Source organism: Geobacillus thermoleovorans (assembly GCF_001610955.1).
Lineage (GTDB): Bacteria > Bacillota > Bacilli > Bacillales > Anoxybacillaceae > Geobacillus > Geobacillus thermoleovorans.
This window is the reverse complement of record NZ_CP014335.1, coordinates 1,897,497-1,915,085: the sequence shown is the minus strand read 5'-3', so window position 1 is coordinate 1,915,085 and position 17,589 is coordinate 1,897,497. Positions and strand designations below refer to the sequence as shown.

The window sequence follows — 17,589 nt, the reverse complement described above, 5'->3', positions numbered from 1 at the left end:
TTTAAACGAGAGGTGGATGGGGGATGGCGGCTATGATGACGTTCACCCGCCTGTCAGATGAGGAGAAATACGAACGGTTTATGCAGCGCATCGAGGCGGGGGAAAAAATCGAAGCCGATGACTGGATGCCGGATGAGTATCGGGTGACGCTGATCAAGCTCATTGCGATGCATGCGGTGAGCGAAATTATGGGAGCGCTTCCGGAAAAAGAATGGGTGCCGAAAGCGCCGTCGCTGCGCCGCAAGCTCGGCATTATGGCGAAAGTGCAGGATGAAATGGGGCACGGCCAGTTGCTGCTTCGGGTGGCGGAAGATTTGATGGCGCCGCTTGGCAAAACGCGGGAAGATATTCTCGAAGATTTATTGAACGAACGGTTGAAGTTTCACAATGTCTTTCATATGGCGGCGCCGACATGGGCGGATGCCGGGTTGATCGGCTGGCTCGTCGACGGAGCAGCGATTATGACGCAGACGAACATGCTCGATGCCTCGTACGGACCGTATGCGCGGGCGCTGAAGCGCATTTGCGCCGAGGAGGTGTTTCACGCCCAGCACGGCGAGTCGATTATTTTGGCGCTCGCCGAAGGGACGAAGGAGCAAAAAGAGATGCTGCAAGAGGCGCTCAACCGTTGGTGGGAGGCGTTGCTCATGTTTTTTGGCCCGCCGACGGCCGATACGACGGGAACTTCGAAGCAAGACATCACGATCAAATACCGCATCCGCACGAAAACGAATGAACAACTGCGCCAAGACTTCTTTACGAAATATGTGCCGCGCATTTGGGCGCTCGGACTGAAGATTCCTGATGAGACAATGCATTTTGACAAAGAGAAGGGTCAATGGATTTACCGGCAGCCGGATTGGGAGCGGTTTAAAGAAATCATCCGCAACAACGGGCCGAAGTCGCAGGAGCGGCTTGAGCTTCGGCGGACGGCGTATAAGCAGAACGCGTGGGTGCGGGAGGCGCTCAGCGCCGTACGGACGGCCGGATGAGGAGGGATGGCCATGGCGGGGAAAGAACAAGGATTTTATCAAGTGTTTGAAGTGTTCAGCCGCAAAGCGCCGGATGCGCCGATGCAGCATCAATTCAGTCTGCTTGCCCCCAATGAGGAGATCGCGCTCGTGATGGCGCAGGAAAACTTTATGCGCCGCGAGCCGGTCGCGGACCTTTGGGTCGTGAAGCGGGACTATATCCGGCGAATGAGTGAGGAGGAAAAAGCAGCGCTCAAGCGGCTTGACAACAAAGATTACCGGTTGACGCGAGGATATGGGGATTTAAAGAAACGATGGCGCAAATATGAGCAAAACGTGCTTGATGAGAAGGAAATTTTGTCATGGAAAGGTGAGATTCGGCGATGAGCGAAAAACCGATTCACTTCCATCCAGACGGTCAAGAGGCGCTTGTCGAGCTATTGTTTCAGCTCGCGGATGATGATTTTTTGCTTGCCTACCGCGGCTCGGAATGGCTTGGGTTGGCGCCGCATATCGAGGAGGATATTGCGTTTTCTTCCATCAGCCAAGATACGATGGGGCATGCGGCCATGTATTATCAGCTGCTTGAAGATCTTGGCTGTGGATCAGCCGACGAACTGGCGCACGCACGTCCGGCTTCGGCCCGGCGCAATGCGGTTTTGCTCGAACGGGCGAACGGCCCGGGGCATTATTTGCGTGAGCCTCGCTATGATTGGGCGTTTACCGTTGTTCGCCAATATTTTTATACGCAGGCGAAGCGCGTCCGTCTCGAGTCGCTCACCAAAAGCAGCTATGCTCCGCTCGCGGAAGTGGCAGCGAAAATTCAAGTGGAGCTGCACTACCATTTGCTTCATTGGCATACGTGGTTTGTCCAGCTGACGAATGCCCCTTTGGAAGCGCGGACGCGAATGACCAAAGCCATTCAGGATGTGGCCGCTGATTTTGCCGGCGTATTGACGCTCGGGGCGAAAGGAACGGAAATGGTGCGGTGGGGGCTGATTGATGAGGAAAAGGTGCTGACGGAAAACACGATTGCCGCGCTGGCGCCGGCGTTTGCCGAAGTGGGGCTTGATTGGCCGATGCCGTTTGGCATGAAACATGGCAACGGCCGCAACGGCGAACATACGCCGGATTTGGACGAAGCGCTGGCGACGTTGTCAGAAGTATACCGCGCCGTCCCGCATGCGATATGGTAATGTCCGCGCCGCTGTTGGCCAACGTGCGGCGTTGGGCATGACGCCTCTTTGTGACGGCGAAGTGTTTGTTGAAGGAGCAAAACGGCGCAGCATTGGCGGCACTAGGCAGCCAAAGCGGGAAAAACGGCAGCGGGTTGGAAAATGTGAGGGAGAACCATGACAAATGAAGAGGTTTGGAAAGCGTTAGAAACGGTGAAAGACCCAGAAATTCATTCGATTAGCATTGTCGATCTTGGGATGGTGGAACAGGTTGACGTTCGGGATGGAGCGGTCTCGGTCTGTCTGCTGCCGACGTTTCTCGGGTGTCCGGCGCTTGATATCATCCGCACGCGGGTTGAGGAAGCGGTGAAGCAAGCAGGGGCCTCGGCGGTGACGGTTGAGTTTCTCCGCCATCCGCCGTGGACGTCCGACCGGATCAGCGAAGCCGGACGTGAGCGGCTGAAGCAGTTTGGCATCGCTCCTCCGCCGCGGCAAATGCCGTCAGGGGCATGGCAAGTGGCGTGTCCATATTGCGGGGCGGAGCGGACTGTCATGGAAAATTTGTTTGGCCCGACCGCCTGCCGCAGCATTTTCTACTGCAAACAATGCAAAAATCCGTTTGAGGCGATGAAGCCCGTATTAATTTCAGGATAAGAAAAGGGAAAGGGGACGTTCGTGATGTTTAAAATGATCGCCTTGTACAAACAGCCGAAAGATAAGGAGCAGTTTGACGCCCATTATTATGGGACGCATGTGCCGTTGACGGAAAAAATTCCTGGCCTCCGAAAAATCAAGGTGACGAAAATTACGGGGACGCCGATGGGGACGGAAAGCGAGTATTATTTGTTGTGTGAAATGTATTACGATAGTCAAGAGGCGTTTCAAGAGGCGATGAAAACGAAAGAAGCGAAGGCATCGGCAAAAGATGTCATGTCATTTGCCGGCGACCTCGTCACCTTTATGGTCGGTGAGGAAGTGGAACATGAGTGAGTTTGTTTCCATTGCGGCGCGTCAAGAGGGAGCGGTCGGCATCATCGAGCTCGCCCGTCCTGATGTATTGAATGCGCTGAGCCGTCAAATGGTGGCGGAAATCGTGGCGGCAGTGGAAGCGTTTGATCGGAATGAGAAGGTGCGTGTCATTGTGTTGACCGGGCGTGGACGGGCGTTTGCGGCTGGGGCGGATATTCAAGAGATGGCGGATGATGACCCCATTCGTCTTGAGTGGCTGAACCAGTTTGCCGATTGGGATCGCCTGTCCATCGTGAAAACGCCGATGATCGCCGCGGTGAACGGGTTGGCGCTAGGGGGAGGTTTTGAGCTGGCGCTTTCGTGCGACTTGATTGTCGCGTCGTCGGCGGCCGAATTTGGCTTTCCAGAAGTGAACCTTGGCGTCATGCCAGGTGCGGGAGGCACGCAGCGGCTGACAAAGCTCATCGGTCCGAAGCGGGCGCTCGAGTGGCTTTGGACTGGGGCGCGTATGTCGGCGAAAGAAGCCGAGCAGCTGGGGATTGTCAACCGCGTCGTCAGCCCGGAGCTTTTAATGGAAGAAACGATGAGGCTGGCCGGGCGTCTCGCTGAACAGCCGCCTTTGGCTCTCCGGCTGATCAAAGAGGCGGTGCAGAAAGCGGTCGACTATCCGCTGTATGAAGGCATGCAATTTGAGCGGAAAAACTTTTACCTATTGTTCGCCTCGGAAGACCAAAAAGAAGGAATGGCGGCATTCCTCGAAAAACGAAAGCCGCGCTTCCAAGGAAAATAAGGGGGGCGTTCGATGTACGAAACGATCCGTTATGAAGTGAAGGGACAAGTCGCCTGGCTGACGCTCAACCGCCCTGATCAGCTCAATGCGTTTACGGAGCAGATGAATGCGGAAGTGACAAAGGCGCTAAAACAAGCAGGGGCGGATCCAAACGTCCGCTGCGTGGTGATCACAGGCGCCGGCCGGGCGTTTTGTGCGGGGGAAGATTTGAGCGGCGTGACGGAAGAAATGGACCATGGCGACGTGTTGCGCTCCCGATACGCGCCGATGATGAAAGCGCTTCATCATCTTGAAAAACCGGTTGTCGCAGCGGTGAACGGGGCGGCGGCCGGCGCGGGCATGAGCTTGGCGCTGGCGTGTGATTTCCGGCTTCTCTCGGAAAAGGCGAGTTTCGCTCCCGCGTTTATTCACGTCGGTCTTGTGCCGGACGCGGGCCATCTCTACTATTTGCCGCGTCTTGTCGGGAGGGCGAAGGCGCTTGAGCTGGCGGTGCTCGGGGATAAAATCTCCGCTGAACAGGCCGCCTCGCTCGGACTGGCGACAAAGGTGATTCCTCTCTCTGATTGGGAGGAGGAAGTAAAGCAGTTTGCCGAGCGGCTCTCTGCCATGCCAACGAAGGCGATTGGACTCATCAAACGGCTGCTTCGCGAAAGCGAGGAAACGACGTTTGACCGCTACCTCGAACGGGAAGCGGAATGCCAGCGCATTGCGGGATTGACATCCGACCACCGCGAAGGCGTCAAGGCGTTCTTTGAAAAACGAAAACCACTATTCCAAGGAAACTAAGCAAGGGGGAAAAAACGATGGCGACTGTCAAACAAAAGAAAATGGAACCGATGCCGACCAAACGTGATTTCTATCATTTGATTGTGAACGGGGAGCGGGTCGAAAGCGCCTCGGGCGAAACATTTGTGGTGACCAATCCGGCCACTGGCGAACCGGTCGCCCGCGTCGCCAAAGGGACGCGCGAGGATGCCGAACGGGCGGTGCAGGCGGCAAGGCAAGCGTTTGACCGTGGGAAATGGCGTCATTTTCCGGTGCAAAAACGGGCGCGCATCTTGTACCAAATTGCGGCCATCATGCGCGAACGTTTTAATGAATTGGTGGAATTGGAAATTTTGAATACCGGCAAAGCGTTGTCGGCTGCTCAAGGGCAAGTGATGCAGGCGATTGAAGACTTTGAATTTTTCGCCGGGGCGATCATTGGGCACCGCGGGGCGGTCAACCCGATGCCGGGCGCGTTTCACAACTATACAGAAAAAGAGCCTGTCGGTGTGTGCGCCCAAATCATTCCTTGGAACTATCCGCTCATGATGGCGGCTTGGAAAATCGCGCCTGCCATTGCCGCTGGATGCTCGGTCGTCGTTAAACCGGCGTCGCTGACGCCGCTCACCTGCCTTGTGCTGGCGGAAATTTGCCATGAGGCCGGCGTGCCGGAAGGGGTCGTCAATGTGGTGACGGGCGCCGGAGCGGAAGTTGGGGACTATTTGGTCGAACATCCGCTCGTCGACAAAGTGGCGTTTACCGGATCGACGCCGGTGGGGAAGGAAATTATGGAGAAGGCGTCGAAAACATTAAAACGGGTGACGCTCGAGCTGGGGGGCAAATCGCCAAGCCTTGTGTTTGCGGACGCTGATTTAGAAGCCGCTGTCGCCGGCTCATTGTTCGGCATTTTCTACAACAGCGGCCAATCGTGCGAGGCGCGTTCCCGCTTGTATGTGCATGAAAGCATCTATGACGCGTTTATGGAAGCGTTCGTGGCCAAAACGAAGCAGCTGAAACTCGGCGACCCGTTTGATGCCGGCACGCATGTTGGGGCGATCATCAGCCGCGGGCAGCTGGAAGTGATTGACGAATACGTGCAATCGGCTGTCGCCGACGGAGCGACGGTCGCCGCCGGGGGAAAAGAGGCAGTTGTCGCTGGGTTTGAAAACGGTTACTGGTATGAACCGACGATTTTGACGAACGTGAACCATCAAATGAAAGCGGTTCGTGAAGAAATTTTTGGACCGGTTGTCGTCGTGATGAAATTCCGCGATGAAGCCGAAGCCATTGAATTGGCGAACGACAGCGACTATGGACTGGCCGCCGCGATCTGGACGAAAGATCATGGCCGCGCCGTTCGCGTAGCGAAACAGCTGCGCTCCGGCATTGTCATGGTCAACAGCCCATTCTCCGCTTTCCCAGGCACGCCGTTTGGCGGCTACAAACAGTCCGGATTTGGGCGTGAGCTGTCTGTCGAGGCGCTTGATTTGTACACAGAAACGAAAAGCGTGCTGTCGTATTACGGTCCGCGTCCGCTTAATCCGTTTGGCGTCTAAGATTTTCTCCGTTTTGCGTTTGCTACTATACGAGAGCGGGTCGCGTCCTTGGAAGCAACGTTCAGTTTGCCGCCCTTGAAGGCAAGAGCCGGTTAGGGCAAGCGTGGAGAGACACGCCCGCTCGTTTGCCGAGCACCCCGTCGCTCGTGATGGGGTGCCCATTCATTTGACGGCGTCCGCTGCTTGGCGAAAGGCACGCCGGCTTGATGCATCAGCCGTCATATGCGAAAGCAGGAGAGGGGGAAGACGATGATCGAACGCCTTGTTGTCGTCGGCAGCGGCGTGATGGGGAGAGGCATTGCGTATGTCGGCGCTGTCGGCGGGTTCCAGACGACTTTAGTGGACATTAAGCAAGAACAATTGGAGAGCGCCCAGAAGGAGATTGCTTCGATTTTTGAACAAGGGGTCGCTCGAGGGAAATTGACCGACAGCGAGCGGCAAGAAGCCGAGGCGCGCCTGTCGTATTCACTTGATTTGGCGGCCGCTGTGCGCGATGCCGATTTGGTGATCGAGGCGGTGCCGGAAAAGCTTGAATTGAAAAAGCAAGTGTTCGAGACGATTGACGCCCATGCACCGGCGTCGTGCTATTTTGCGACGAATACATCCACCATGAGTCCGACCGAAATCGGTTCGTTCACGAAGCGGCCGGAGCGGGTCATCGCCATGCATTTTTTCAATCCGGTTCATAAAATGAAGCTTGTGGAAATCATCCGTGGCCTTGAGACGAGCGACGAAACGGCGCAAGTGGCGAAAGAAGCGGCCGAGCGAATGGGAAAAGAGACAGTGGTTGTCAATGAATTTCCTGGATTTGTCACGAGCCGGATCAGCGCCCTTGTCGGCAATGAAGCGTTTTACATGCTGCAAGAAGGGGTCGGGACGCCCGAAGAGATCGACAAGGCGATCAAGCTCGGCCTCAATTTCCCGATGGGGCCGTTTGAGCTCGCTGATTTAGTTGGGCTTGATACGAGATTGAACAACTTAAAATATTTGCACGAAAAACTCGGAGAAAAATACCGCCCGGCGCCGCTTTTGGAGCAATACGTCAAAGCGGGGCGGCTTGGCCGCAAAACCGGCCGCGGCGTCTATGACTATACGAATCGGGAAAACAGCTGATTCGCTAGAAAAGGAAGGGAGAGAACATGGGCAGAGAAGTCGTGATTGTGGATGCGGTGCGCACACCGATTGGCCGCTACAAGGGCGCGCTAAAAGAAGTCAGGCCGGATGATTTGGCGGCTGTTGTCATTCGAGCGCTCATCGAGCGAAATCCGAATGTGCCGGTCGAGCAAATTGATGACGTTGTCTTTGGAAACGCCAACCAAGCCGGCGAGGACAACCGAAACGTCGCCCGCATGGCGGCGCTGTTGGCCGGGCTGCCGATTGAGGTCGCAGGGGTGACGGTCAATCGGCTGTGCGGTTCAGGGCTTGATGCGGTCAATTATGCGGCGCGGGCGATTTTGGCCAATGAGGCCGATATCATGATCGCCGGCGGCGTGGAAAGCATGACGCGCGCCCCGTTTGTCATGGCCAAACCGTCAAGCGATTTTCCGCGCGGCAACATCGAGATGTATGACACAACGATCGGTTGGCGCTTTATCAATCCGAAAATGCACGAAATGTATGGCACCGACAGCATGCCGCAAACGGCGGAAAATGTGGCGAAGCGATTCGGCATTACGCGCGAGGCGCAAGATGAGTTTGCTTACGAAAGCCAAATGAAAGCGAAACAAGCGATCGAAACGAATCGGTTTGCCGATGAACTCGTGCCGGTCGTTTATCACGATCGAAAAGGCAACCGCGTTGTCGTCGATAAAGACGAGCATCCGCGTCCGGATACGACGCTTGAGAAACTGGCGAAGCTGCCCCCATTGTTTGAAAACGGCACGGTGACGGCCGGCAACTCTTCCGGCGTCAACGACGGGGCGGCGGCGCTGCTAGTCATGAGCGCAGAGAAGGCGAAGGAACTCGGCCTCAAGCCGCTGGCGGTTTATGTCACTTCGGCTGTCGCCGGCGTCGAACCGGCGGTGATGGGGATAGGCCCGATTTTTGCGACACGCAAAGCGTTGCGCCGCGCAGGGTTGTCGCTTGACGACATCGGACTTGTCGAGCTGAACGAGGCGTTTGCCTCGCAAGCGCTGGAATGCATCCGGCAGCTTGAGCTCGATCGGGCGAAAGTGAACGTCAACGGGGGAGCGATTGCCCTTGGCCATCCGCTTGGCGCGAGCGGCGCCCGCATTTTGACGACATTGATTTACGAAATGCGAAAACGCGGCGTCACCTATGGCTTGGCAACGATGTGCATCGGCGTCGGCCAAGGAATCGCGACGATTGTGAAAAACGCGGACGAACGGTGAGAGCGCCTTGTCTTCGTTCGGCGGAAAGGATGGTTATGTTCAGACGACGGCCCGTCATACAGCCGGTCTGGTTGAATGACGTCTGCCTAAGTTGATGAAGCTGCCGAAGCTGCGGCCGCATGTTTGCATGCCGTTGAGAGCCGCCTGCTTTTTTAGCGGTGCGGCTCTTTTTTATTCCTTTTGTTTTTTCGTCCGTCTTGCCAGCGTGATAAAAGTTTGTTACGATTATATTTCGAAAACAAGATAAAGGGAGCCCATTCACAATGAACACACGCTCAATGATCTTTACGATTTACGGCGACTACATCCGCCATTACGGCGGTGAAATTTGGATCGGGAGCCTAATCCGCCTCCTCCGCGAGTTCGGCCATAACGACCAGGCGGTGCGGGCGGCGGTGTCGCGCATGAGCAAACAAGGCTGGATTCGCGCGGAAAAACGCGGCAATAAAAGCTACTATTCGCTCACGGAACGCGGCGTCAAGCGGATGGAAGAAGCGGCGCGGCGCATTTACAAAACGCGCCCCGAGCATTGGGACGGGAAATGGCGCATTCTCATCTATACGATTCCTGAGGATAAGCGGCATTTGCGCGATGAACTGCGAAAGGAGCTTGTTTGGAGCGGGTTCGGCACGATTTCCAACAGCTGCTGGATTTCACCGAATAATTTGGAGCAACAAGTGTACGACTTGATCGACAAGTATGACATCCGCCCGTATGTCGACTTCTTTCTTGCCGAATACGATGGACCGCATACGAATAAGCAGCTTGTGGAAAAGTGCTGGAACTTAGAAGAGATCAACCAAAAATACGAGCAGTTTATTGCGGTCTACAGTCAAAAATATGTGATTGACAAACATAAAATCGAGCGCGGCGAAATGTCGGACGCGGAATGTTTTGTCGAGCGGACGAAGCTCGTCCATGAATACCGAAAATTTTTGTTCATCGACCCCGGCTTGCCGGAAGAGCTGTTGCCGAATGAGTGGATGGGAAGCCATGCGGCCGCCTTGTTCAACGACTATTATCAACAACTCGCGGCACCGGCCAGCCGTTTCTTTGAAGCGGTGTTTCAAGAAGGGGCAGAGCTTGACAAAAAAGAAGAGGAAGAGATATCGGTGGAATGAACCGGGATGCACGGCGCAACAACAGCTGTGCATCCTGTTTGACGTTCATGGAACGTTCGGTACGGCAACGTGGAAGAAGCATGTTGTCGTCCAAACGATCATCATTGGTGTGGACGCCCACCAATCGTTGTCGATTTTTCATCGCTGTGGGGCGCGGTGTTGACTTACGGCAGTCTTCACTGGTGAAAATAGGCTTCAAAGGAAATTCATACGGTTAAATTGGTGTTCGTTTTTTCTTCGTTATATAAATCAACCATTCGCATCTTCTAAAAAATATGGTATCGTTTATATATAACGTATTTTTCACGGGGTGTGAATATAATGAATGATGTTTGTCGTTTGCTTGATCTTCGTTATCCGATCATTCAAGGGGGGATGGGCAACATCAGCAACGCCGAGCTGGCGAGCGCCGTATCGGAAGCGGGGGGGCTTGGAACGATCGGAGCCGGAACGATGACGCCCGATGAGGTGGAGGCGCTGATTATTGAAACGAAGCGGCGCACCAACCGTCCGTTTGCTGTGAACATCCCGCTGCAGGTGACGCCGCACGCCGCGGAGATCGCCGAGCTTGTCATCAAACATCAAGTACCGGTCGTTTCGCTTTCAGCTGGCAATCCGGCGCCGTGGATTCCACGTTTTGCGGAACATGGCATCAAGGTGATCGTCGTCGTCGCCTCGGTCAGCCAAGCGAAAAAAGCGGAAGCGGCTGGAGCGGATCTCGTCGTCGCTGAGGGGTATGAGGCGGCGGGAATCAACTCGCCGCTCGAGCTGACGACGATGACGCTCATTCCGCAAGTCGTCAGCGCCGTCCGCATTCCTGTCATCGCTGCCGGCGGCATCGGCGATGGGCGCGGGCTGCTTGCCGCGCTGGCTCTCGGCGCCCAAGGGGTGCAGCTCGGCACCAGGCTTGTGGCCACGAAGGAAGCGCCGTTTCATGAAGCGTATAAACAGCGGCTTGTCGAGGCAAAGGAAAATGAAACGGTCATTGTCGGCCGTTCGGTCGGGCGCATCCGCCGCGTCATGCGCACGCCGTATGTCGAGAAGCTGCTGGAGTATGAACAGCAAGGCATGCCGCTCGAGCAGTTTCAAGAATATACATCGGAGGATCGTCATCGCCGCGGCGCCCTCCTCGGCGATTTCCATGAAGGATTTATCAACGCGGGGCAAATCGCTGGCCTCATCGATGGCGTGCCAACGGTGGCCGAGCTGTTTGAACAAATGATGACAGAAGCCAAAACGCAGTGGCAATCATTATCCACACTATTTCGCTGATCGAACGAAGACGCCTGTCAAACGGCGTCTTTTTTTGGCGATGAAAAATTGGTTGATAGAGGATTGACACTAACAATGAACATCGTTACTATAAAAATAGTATTACGTTATTTTAACGTGATAATATTTTTTGTTATATTAACTTGAAAACGCTTTCAAGCGGTGAAGCAAAGGAGAGGGGAAGCGATGAATGTCATGCTATCGCCAAACATGTCACAAAGATTGGATTTGTTTTTCCAAATGCGTGAACATGAACAGGTGGTGTTTTGTCTCGATGAAGCGACCGGCCTAAGGGCGATCATCGCCATTCATAGCACGGCTCTTGGGCCGGCGCTCGGCGGCTGTCGGATGCATCCGTATGCCACGACGGAAGAGGCGCTCGCCGATGCGCTTCGGCTGTCGAAAGGGATGACGTATAAATGCTTGGCTGCCGATGTCGATTTTGGCGGCGGCAAGGCGGTGATCATCGGCGATCCGCGCAAAGACAAATCGCCGGAATTGTTTCGCGCTTTCGGCCAGTTCGTGGAGTCATTAGGCGGCCGGTTTTACACGGGCACGGATATGGGGACGACGCCGGACGATTTTGTGCACGCGCTGAAAGAGACGAATTGCATCGTCGGCGTTCCGGAAGCGTATGGCGGAAGCGGCGACTCATCCGTGCCGACCGCCGAGGGCGTTGTTTACGGCATTCAGGCGACGAACGATGTTGTGTTTGGCAGCAAGCATTTGCATGGCAAAACGTATGCGGTGCAAGGGCTCGGAAAAGTCGGAAAAAAAGTGGCGCTTCGTTTGCTTGAAGAAGGGGCGGATCTGTATGTGTGCGATTTGAACGAAGCGGCAGTCAAAGAGGTCGTGGCGTACGGCAAGCAAATCGGGGCGTCCGTCAAGCCGGTGAACGGAACGGATATTTATCGCGTCGAAGCCGATGTGTTCGTCCCGTGCGCATTTGGCGGCGTCATCAACGATGAAACGATCGCCGAGCTGCGAGTGAAAGCGGTCGTCGGTTCGGCGAACAATCAGCTGGCTGACAAACGCCACGCCCGTATGTTGAAAGAAAAGGGCATCATGTATGCCCCCGATTATATCGTCAACGCCGGCGGCCTCATTCAAGTGGCCGATGAACTGTACGGAGCGAACAAAGAGCGGGTGTTGGCGAAAACGAAAGCGATTTATGATACGCTGCTCGCCATTTATGCGCGGGCTGAATCGGAAGGAATAACGACGATCGAGGCAGCCGATCAATTTTGCGAAGAGCGGCTCGAGAAACGCAAACGCCGCAATCATTTTTTCACGCACCAAAAGCGGCCGAAGTGGGATATTCGACGTTAATGCCGAGTCTATCCATATAAAAAAATGTCTGAAAATACGTAATATAATACCTTATTTTTTAATTCAGAGAAAAATCCTTTTGGAAAGCAGCGATCAAAGAGGCGAGGAGGAATCATTCATGAAACAAGCGATCAAACGATTCGCGATACCGGTCGTTTTCGGAGTTTTGGCACTCTCAGGCTGTGGGGGAGAAGAGAAGGCCGCGACGAACGGTGCGAAAGAAGATGGAAAGCAGAAAACGTTTACGATTGGCGTCACCCAAATCATTCAACATCCATCGTTAGATGCTGCCTTCAATGGATTTAAAAAGGCGCTCGAAGACGGGGGATTTAAAGAGGGGAAAAATGTTCGGTACAATATCCAAAATGCCCAAGGCGACATGAATAACAGCCAAACGATCGCCAATAACTTTGTATCGGATGGGGTTGACCTTATTTTTGCCAACTCGACTCCGAGCGCGCAAAGTGCGCTCAATGCGACGAAAGACATTCCCATTGTGTTTACATCCGTGACGGATCCGGTCGGCGCCGGTTTAGTTCCATCGATGGACAAGGCAGGGGAAAACATCACGGGAACAACGGACAGCCATCCCGATGCGATTCGCAAAACGATTCAATTCATCGATGAGCAAACGGATGCGAAAACCGTTGGGCTTATTTATAACGCGGGCGAACAAAACTCGTTGGCGCAAATTGAAAAAGTGAAGGAAGCGGCGAAACATACGGATTTGAAGTTGGTGGAAGCCTCCGTTTCGACCACAGCCGAGGTGAAACAGGCGGCAGAGTCGTTAGTTGGCAAGGCAGATGTGTTTTACATCGTGACGGACAACACCGTTGTATCTGCCATTGAATCGGTTGTCAGCGTTGCCAACGAGAAAAAAATCCCTGTTTTTACGGGAGAGCTCGATTCATTAAAACGAGGCTGTTTTGCGGCGTATGGGTTTGATTACTACGATATCGGCTATCAAGCGGGGCAAATGGCAGTCGCCATTTTAAAAGGAGAAGCCAAACCATCAGAGATCAAACCAGAATATCCGAAAAAATTAAAATTGGTGATCAATAAACAAGCAGCGGAAAAACAAGGAATCAAACTGAAGCCTGAATGGGATCAAATGGCGGAATACATCGAATGAAAGGATGAGTGCTGTTGCTGGCGTCCATCACGGGAGCAGTGGAATCGGGACTGATTTACGCCATTATGGCGCTGGGAGTGTATTTGTCGTTTCGTGTGTTGGATTTCCCTGATTTAACCGTGGACGGCAGCTTTGTGACAGGAGCTGCTGTGGCGGCGACGTTGATTGTCAACGGGATCAATCCGTTTGTGGCGACGTGTCTGGCGCTTTTCGTTGGATTCGCTGCCGGGTGTATGACCGGGCTTCTTCATACAGCAGGGAAGGTCAATCCGCTTTTGTCGGGCATTTTAATGATGATTGCGCTTTATTCGATCAATCTTCGCATCATGGGGCGTTCGAACGTGCCGCTTTTGAATGAGAAGACGGTTTTTACAACCATTCAAGAATGGGGGACGAAAATCGGACTTGACTCGGCCGCGGCGAAAACATGGGGAATTCTCCTGTCGATGACGTTGCTTGCTCTTTTGTTTAAATGGTTCACAGACTGGTTTTTACAGACGGAAATTGGGCTTGCGATTCGGGCGACGGGCGATAATCCGCGCATGATTCGCAGCCTGTCGGCGAACACCAATTTGCTCATTGTCTTAGGGTTGGGCCTTTCCAATGCCATGGTCGCGTTCTCGGGGGCGCTTGTTGCCCAGTACGGCGCGTTTGCCGATGTCGGGATGGGAATTGGCATGATCATTATCGGTCTGGCTTCTGTCATTATCGGCGAAGCGGTATTTGGAACGAAAACGATCGCGCGAGCCACGCTTGCCGTGATCGGTGGAGCGATCATTTACCGCATTGTTGTGAGTCTCGCTTTGCGCGTCCAATTTCTCGAAACAGGGGATGTGAAGCTCATTACGGCATGCATTGTCATTTTGGCGCTCGTTGTTCCGCAAATGGTTCGTCAACAAAAAGAGAAAAAACGCAAAGAAGAAAAAAGATGGAATCGAGCGCAGGTGATGGACGTTGCCGCAACGGGAAAGGGTGAGGCGGATGTTGCAGTTAAAAGGGATTTATAAAGTGTTTCATGAGGGAACGCCTGACGAAAAGATCGCGCTCCAAAACATTCATTTAACACTTCGAAAAGGAGATTTTGTCACTGTGATCGGCAGCAACGGAGCAGGAAAATCAACCTTGATGAATTTGATTTCAGGAGTGTTGTTTCCTGATGAAGGGACGATTTGGATTGACGGTCAAGATGTCACCATGATGCCGGAATACGTCCGCTCCCGCTATATCGGAAGGGTGTTTCAAGATCCGATGGCCGGAACGGCGCCAAACATGACGATTGAGGAGAATTTGGCGATGGCGTATACACGCAATCAAAAGCGCACGCTCCGCCGCGGAGTGACGAAAAAACGGCGCGATGATTTTCGCGAGTTGCTCTCCACCCTTCATCTCGGTTTAGAAAACCGTCTTCAGGCGAAAGTCGGCTTGCTCTCGGGCGGAGAGCGGCAGGCGTTGTCTTTGCTTATGGCGACCTTCACCGAACCTGCCATTTTGCTGCTCGATGAACATACAGCGGCTCTCGATCCAGCCAGAGCGGAGTTGATCACCAACTTAACAAAAGAGATTGTGGAGCGATATCGATTGACGACCTTGATGGTCACCCATAATATGCAGCAAGCCATCGAGTTAGGAAACCGCCTCATCATGATGGATAAAGGGCAGATTATTTTGGAAGTGGATGAAGCGGAAAAGAAGCGCTTGACGGTGGAGAAGCTGTTGGCGGAATTTCGGCGTATTCGTGGGGAACAGCTCGCAAGCGACCGCGCGGTATTGAGTTGATATTGTCAGGATGAGGAGGAATGGTATGGAACTCAACTTCCCGATCGTGCAAGTATTGAATGAAGACGGAACGGTCGTGCAGCCTGAGTATCGTGAACGAATCACAAAACCGTTGACGATGACGATGTACCGTCATCTTATTCGAACGCGGACGTTTGACCGAAAATGTGTCAGTCTCCAACGACAAGGCCGCATCGGGACGTATGTGCCGTACGAAGGGCAAGAGGCGTGTCAAGTCGGAAGCGCGCTTGCACTCAACGATGGTGATTGGATGTTTCCGACCTATCGCGATCATGGGGCGATGATGACATTCGGCCGTTCCTTAACGCAAACGCTTTTATACTGGAAAGGGCGGACGGAAGGGTGTGTTCCACCTGAGGGAAAAAAAATCGTTCCGCCGAGCGTTCCGATTGCCACGCAACTCCCTCATGCAGCGGGGGCGGCGTGCGCCGAAAAATGGAAGGGGACGAAAAATGCGGTGATTGTGTACTTCGGTGATGGGGCGACATCAGAAGGAGATTTCCATGAGGGATTGAATTTCGCGAGCGTTTTCAACGCGCCTGTCGTCTTTTTCAACCAAAACAACCAATATGCGATTTCTGTTCCGATCACCCGGCAGATGAAGACGAAAACGATTGCCCAAAAGGCGCTGGCGTATGACATTCCCGGCATCCGCATCGATGGGAATGACGTGTTTGCCGTGTATTTCAAAACAACTGAGGCGCTCGAGCGGGCGAGAAACGGAGGGGGGCCGACGTTAATCGAAGCGGTGACATGGCGTTATGGCGCCCATACGACGTCCGATGACCCGTCCAGATACCGCGACCAGGAGGAAAGCCAAAAACGGCGCGAAACAACCGATCCGATTAAGCGGGTCGAGCGGTTGATGCAGCGGGAAGGCTGGTGGGATGAAAAGTGGGCGAATCAAGTGCAAGAGGAAGTGAACGCCGAAATCGAGCAGGCGGTGGCCGAAATGGAACGTTATCCAAAGGCGGATGCGTCGGACATGTTTGACTTTGTGTTCGCCCAACCGACATGGACGATTGCGGAGCAGAAAGAAGCGTATCTTCAGTGGAAGCGGGGGATGGAAAGATGATCACCGAGGTGGGGACGAAATCGCTGACCCTTGTGCAAGCGGTCAATGACGCGCTTCGCATCATGTTAAAAGAGCGTGAAGATGTCATCGTGCTCGGAGAAGACGTCGGGAAAAACGGCGGGGTGTTTCGCGCCACGGACGGATTGCTGGAGGAATTTGGCGAACAGAGGGTGATTGACACTCCGTTAAGCGAAGCTGGATTTACGGGTGCAGCGATTGGAATGGCGCTTGGTGGATTTCGTCCTGTCGTCGAAATTCAATTTTTAGGTTTTATCTATCCAGCCTATGAACAAATCATGACCCATGCGGCACGCATGCGTTCGCGGACGAGAGGGCATTTTACCGTGCCCTTGGTCATTCGCGCCCCGTACGGCGCGGGCGTGCGGGCCCCGGAAATTCATTCGGACAGCACGGAAGCGCTGTTTACCCATATGCCAGGCATCAAAGTCGTCTGCCCCGCGTCGCCGTATGACGCCAAAGGGTTGCTCATCGCCGCGATTGAAGACCCGGACCCTGTCCTCTTTTTGGAACCGATGCGCAGCTATCGGGCGTTTCGTGAGGACGTTCCGGAAGGAAAATATGCGATTGAAATTGGCAAAGGAAAAAAACTTCGCGAAGGGGACGACGTGACCGTCATCGCCTGGGGCGCTATGGTGCCGGTCGCCATGAAGGCGGCGGAAGAGGCGGCGAAAAAAGGGATTGATGCCGATGTCATCGACTTGCGCACCCTTTACCCGCTCGATAAAGATATGATTGCCGAGTCGGTGCAAAAGACAGGGAGAACCGTGATCGTTCAGGAAGCGCATGCGACGGGTGGATTGGCCAATGATATTCTCGCTGTCATCAACGATACTTCGTTTTTCTATCAAAAAGCGCCGGTCGAACGGGTGACGGGATTTGACGTTCCTGTGCCGTTTTTCGCTTATGAAGACGATTATTTGCCAACGCCAGCGCGCGTTTTGCATGCCATCGAAAAAGTGATGAATTTCTAGCGGCGCGAGAGGAAGACATGAAATTCCCTTTTTGTCCGCACCCAAGCAGCAACGAATGTTTGTTAGAAGCGGTAGAAGCATTGAGATCAGGAATCATTCATCTTTTGCCAATGAAACAGAAAGCAAGTTCGGAAAACACCGCCTCGCCGCATTGAAACGGTTTTTCGAGTGTGGAAGATGATTGTGCAAAACACGGATGAATCATAAACGAAGAGCCATGCCCTCTGGCTGGCTCTTTTTCTTTTAAAAGCTGTACGAACAGATGGCCGCGAATATCGTTTTTTCGTGCAACCA

At 53.8% G+C, this 17,589-nt stretch carries 19 protein-coding genes; all 19 read left to right on the top strand.

From position 1 onward, the window contains the following. Window positions 1-23 precede the first annotated feature (23 nt). The 19 genes from paaA to GT3570_RS09455 all read left to right on the top strand — a co-directional run bounded on the left by paaA (window position 24) and on the right by GT3570_RS09455 (window position 17,295). Window positions 24-992 (top strand): 1,2-phenylacetyl-CoA epoxidase subunit PaaA, encoded by a 969-nt coding sequence (gene paaA / locus GT3570_RS09540; RefSeq protein ID WP_062898694.1) that lies wholly within the window; start codon window positions 24-26, stop codon window positions 990-992. 12 nt (window positions 993-1,004) lie between these two features. After that, the gene (gene paaB, locus GT3570_RS09535; RefSeq protein WP_011231529.1) at window positions 1,005-1,358 is read left to right on the top strand and encodes a 1,2-phenylacetyl-CoA epoxidase subunit PaaB; all 354 of its coding nucleotides are present in this window, start codon (window positions 1,005-1,007) and stop codon (window positions 1,356-1,358) included. Beyond that, the gene (gene paaC / locus GT3570_RS09530; protein ID WP_062898693.1) at window positions 1,355-2,167 is read left to right on the top strand and encodes a 1,2-phenylacetyl-CoA epoxidase subunit PaaC; all 813 of its coding nucleotides are present in this window, start codon (window positions 1,355-1,357) and stop codon (window positions 2,165-2,167) included. The genes paaB and paaC overlap by 4 nt, the downstream gene beginning before the upstream one ends. Window positions 2,168-2,323: 156 nt before the next feature. Beyond that, on the top strand, window positions 2,324-2,800 hold the full coding sequence (paaD, locus tag GT3570_RS09525; protein WP_011231527.1) for a 1,2-phenylacetyl-CoA epoxidase subunit PaaD: 477 nt from the start codon (window positions 2,324-2,326) through the stop codon (window positions 2,798-2,800). Between the two features lie 24 nt (window positions 2,801-2,824). Beyond that, complete coding sequence (locus tag GT3570_RS09520; RefSeq protein ID WP_011231526.1) at window positions 2,825-3,136, top strand: EthD family reductase; 312 nt, start codon at window positions 2,825-2,827, stop codon at window positions 3,134-3,136. Further along, entirely contained in the window at window positions 3,129-3,905 is a 777-nt protein-coding gene (locus tag GT3570_RS09515) for an enoyl-CoA hydratase/isomerase family protein (RefSeq protein ID WP_062898692.1), read from the top strand. Before GT3570_RS09520 ends, GT3570_RS09515 begins: the two co-directional genes overlap by 8 nt. 12 nt (window positions 3,906-3,917) lie before the next feature. Next, a complete protein-coding gene (locus GT3570_RS09510) occupies window positions 3,918-4,691 on the top strand; it encodes an enoyl-CoA hydratase-related protein (RefSeq protein ID WP_062898691.1) in 774 nt (257 codons plus the stop codon). Window positions 4,692-4,708: 17 nt separating this feature from the next. Then, window positions 4,709-6,226, top strand: coding sequence for an aldehyde dehydrogenase family protein (locus GT3570_RS09505; RefSeq protein WP_011231523.1), 1,518 nt, complete (start codon window positions 4,709-4,711; stop codon window positions 6,224-6,226). A 249-nt stretch (window positions 6,227-6,475) separates the two neighbouring features. Further along, window positions 6,476-7,339, top strand: coding sequence for a 3-hydroxyacyl-CoA dehydrogenase (locus GT3570_RS09500; protein WP_011231522.1), 864 nt, complete (start codon window positions 6,476-6,478; stop codon window positions 7,337-7,339). Window positions 7,340-7,365: 26 nt separating this feature from the next. Further along, window positions 7,366-8,577: an acetyl-CoA C-acyltransferase gene (locus GT3570_RS09495; protein WP_011231521.1), complete on the top strand. Its 1,212-nt coding sequence runs from the start codon at window positions 7,366-7,368 to the stop codon at window positions 8,575-8,577. Between the two features lie 263 nt (window positions 8,578-8,840). Further along, complete coding sequence (paaX, locus tag GT3570_RS09490; protein ID WP_011231520.1) at window positions 8,841-9,698, top strand: phenylacetic acid degradation operon negative regulatory protein PaaX; 858 nt, start codon at window positions 8,841-8,843, stop codon at window positions 9,696-9,698. Further along, window positions 9,661-9,861 (top strand): hypothetical protein, encoded by a 201-nt coding sequence (locus GT3570_RS17960; protein ID WP_014196079.1) that lies wholly within the window; start codon window positions 9,661-9,663, stop codon window positions 9,859-9,861. The genes paaX and GT3570_RS17960 overlap by 38 nt, the downstream gene beginning before the upstream one ends. A 128-nt stretch (window positions 9,862-9,989) precedes the next feature. Beyond that, on the top strand, window positions 9,990-10,970 hold the full coding sequence (locus tag GT3570_RS09485) for an NAD(P)H-dependent flavin oxidoreductase (RefSeq protein WP_227016039.1): 981 nt from the start codon (window positions 9,990-9,992) through the stop codon (window positions 10,968-10,970). A 186-nt stretch (window positions 10,971-11,156) separates the two neighbouring features. Continuing rightward, the gene (locus GT3570_RS09480; protein ID WP_014196077.1) at window positions 11,157-12,299 is read left to right on the top strand and encodes a Leu/Phe/Val dehydrogenase; all 1,143 of its coding nucleotides are present in this window, start codon (window positions 11,157-11,159) and stop codon (window positions 12,297-12,299) included. A 118-nt stretch (window positions 12,300-12,417) separates the two neighbouring features. Further along, window positions 12,418-13,431 carry an ABC transporter substrate-binding protein gene (locus tag GT3570_RS09475; protein ID WP_014196076.1) on the top strand — a complete coding sequence of 338 codons (1,014 nt, stop codon included), beginning with the start codon at window positions 12,418-12,420 and terminating at the stop codon, window positions 13,429-13,431. Between the two features lie 14 nt (window positions 13,432-13,445). Further along, on the top strand, window positions 13,446-14,438 hold the full coding sequence (locus GT3570_RS09470) for an ABC transporter permease (RefSeq protein WP_023633546.1): 993 nt from the start codon (window positions 13,446-13,448) through the stop codon (window positions 14,436-14,438). Continuing rightward, window positions 14,413-15,207, top strand: a complete 795-nt coding sequence (locus GT3570_RS09465; protein WP_021321745.1) for an ABC transporter ATP-binding protein — start codon at window positions 14,413-14,415, stop codon at window positions 15,205-15,207. Before GT3570_RS09470 ends, GT3570_RS09465 begins: the two co-directional genes overlap by 26 nt. Before the next feature lie 25 nt (window positions 15,208-15,232). Further along, window positions 15,233-16,303, top strand: coding sequence for a pyruvate dehydrogenase (acetyl-transferring) E1 component subunit alpha (pdhA, locus tag GT3570_RS09460; protein ID WP_062898690.1), 1,071 nt, complete (start codon window positions 15,233-15,235; stop codon window positions 16,301-16,303). After that, a complete protein-coding gene (locus tag GT3570_RS09455; RefSeq protein WP_062898689.1) occupies window positions 16,300-17,295 on the top strand; it encodes an alpha-ketoacid dehydrogenase subunit beta in 996 nt (331 codons plus the stop codon). The genes pdhA and GT3570_RS09455 overlap by 4 nt, the downstream gene beginning before the upstream one ends. Window positions 17,296-17,589 lie beyond the last annotated feature (294 nt).

Bases quoted from the DNA above. Each gene is read 5' to 3' on its own strand.
- paaA (WP_062898694.1), top strand. From the start codon at position 24: ATGGCGGCTATGATGACGTTCACCCGCCTGTCAGATGAGGAGAAATAC.
- paaB (WP_011231529.1), top strand. From the start codon at position 1,005: ATGGCGGGGAAAGAACAAGGATTTTATCAAGTGTTTGAAGTGTTCAGC.
- paaC (WP_062898693.1), top strand. From the start codon at position 1,355: ATGAGCGAAAAACCGATTCACTTCCATCCAGACGGTCAAGAGGCGCTT.
- paaD (WP_011231527.1), top strand. From the start codon at position 2,324: ATGACAAATGAAGAGGTTTGGAAAGCGTTAGAAACGGTGAAAGACCCA.
- GT3570_RS09520 (WP_011231526.1), top strand. From the start codon at position 2,825: ATGTTTAAAATGATCGCCTTGTACAAACAGCCGAAAGATAAGGAGCAG.
- GT3570_RS09515 (WP_062898692.1), top strand. From the start codon at position 3,129: ATGAGTGAGTTTGTTTCCATTGCGGCGCGTCAAGAGGGAGCGGTCGGC.
- GT3570_RS09510 (WP_062898691.1), top strand. From the start codon at position 3,918: ATGTACGAAACGATCCGTTATGAAGTGAAGGGACAAGTCGCCTGGCTG.
- GT3570_RS09505 (WP_011231523.1), top strand. From the start codon at position 4,709: ATGGCGACTGTCAAACAAAAGAAAATGGAACCGATGCCGACCAAACGT.
- GT3570_RS09500 (WP_011231522.1), top strand. From the start codon at position 6,476: ATGATCGAACGCCTTGTTGTCGTCGGCAGCGGCGTGATGGGGAGAGGC.
- GT3570_RS09495 (WP_011231521.1), top strand. From the start codon at position 7,366: ATGGGCAGAGAAGTCGTGATTGTGGATGCGGTGCGCACACCGATTGGC.
- paaX (WP_011231520.1), top strand. From the start codon at position 8,841: ATGAACACACGCTCAATGATCTTTACGATTTACGGCGACTACATCCGC.
- GT3570_RS09480 (WP_014196077.1), top strand. From the start codon at position 11,157: ATGAATGTCATGCTATCGCCAAACATGTCACAAAGATTGGATTTGTTT.
- GT3570_RS09475 (WP_014196076.1), top strand. From the start codon at position 12,418: ATGAAACAAGCGATCAAACGATTCGCGATACCGGTCGTTTTCGGAGTT.
- GT3570_RS09465 (WP_021321745.1), top strand. From the start codon at position 14,413: ATGTTGCAGTTAAAAGGGATTTATAAAGTGTTTCATGAGGGAACGCCT.
- pdhA (WP_062898690.1), top strand. From the start codon at position 15,233: ATGGAACTCAACTTCCCGATCGTGCAAGTATTGAATGAAGACGGAACG.
- GT3570_RS09455 (WP_062898689.1), top strand. From the start codon at position 16,300: ATGATCACCGAGGTGGGGACGAAATCGCTGACCCTTGTGCAAGCGGTC.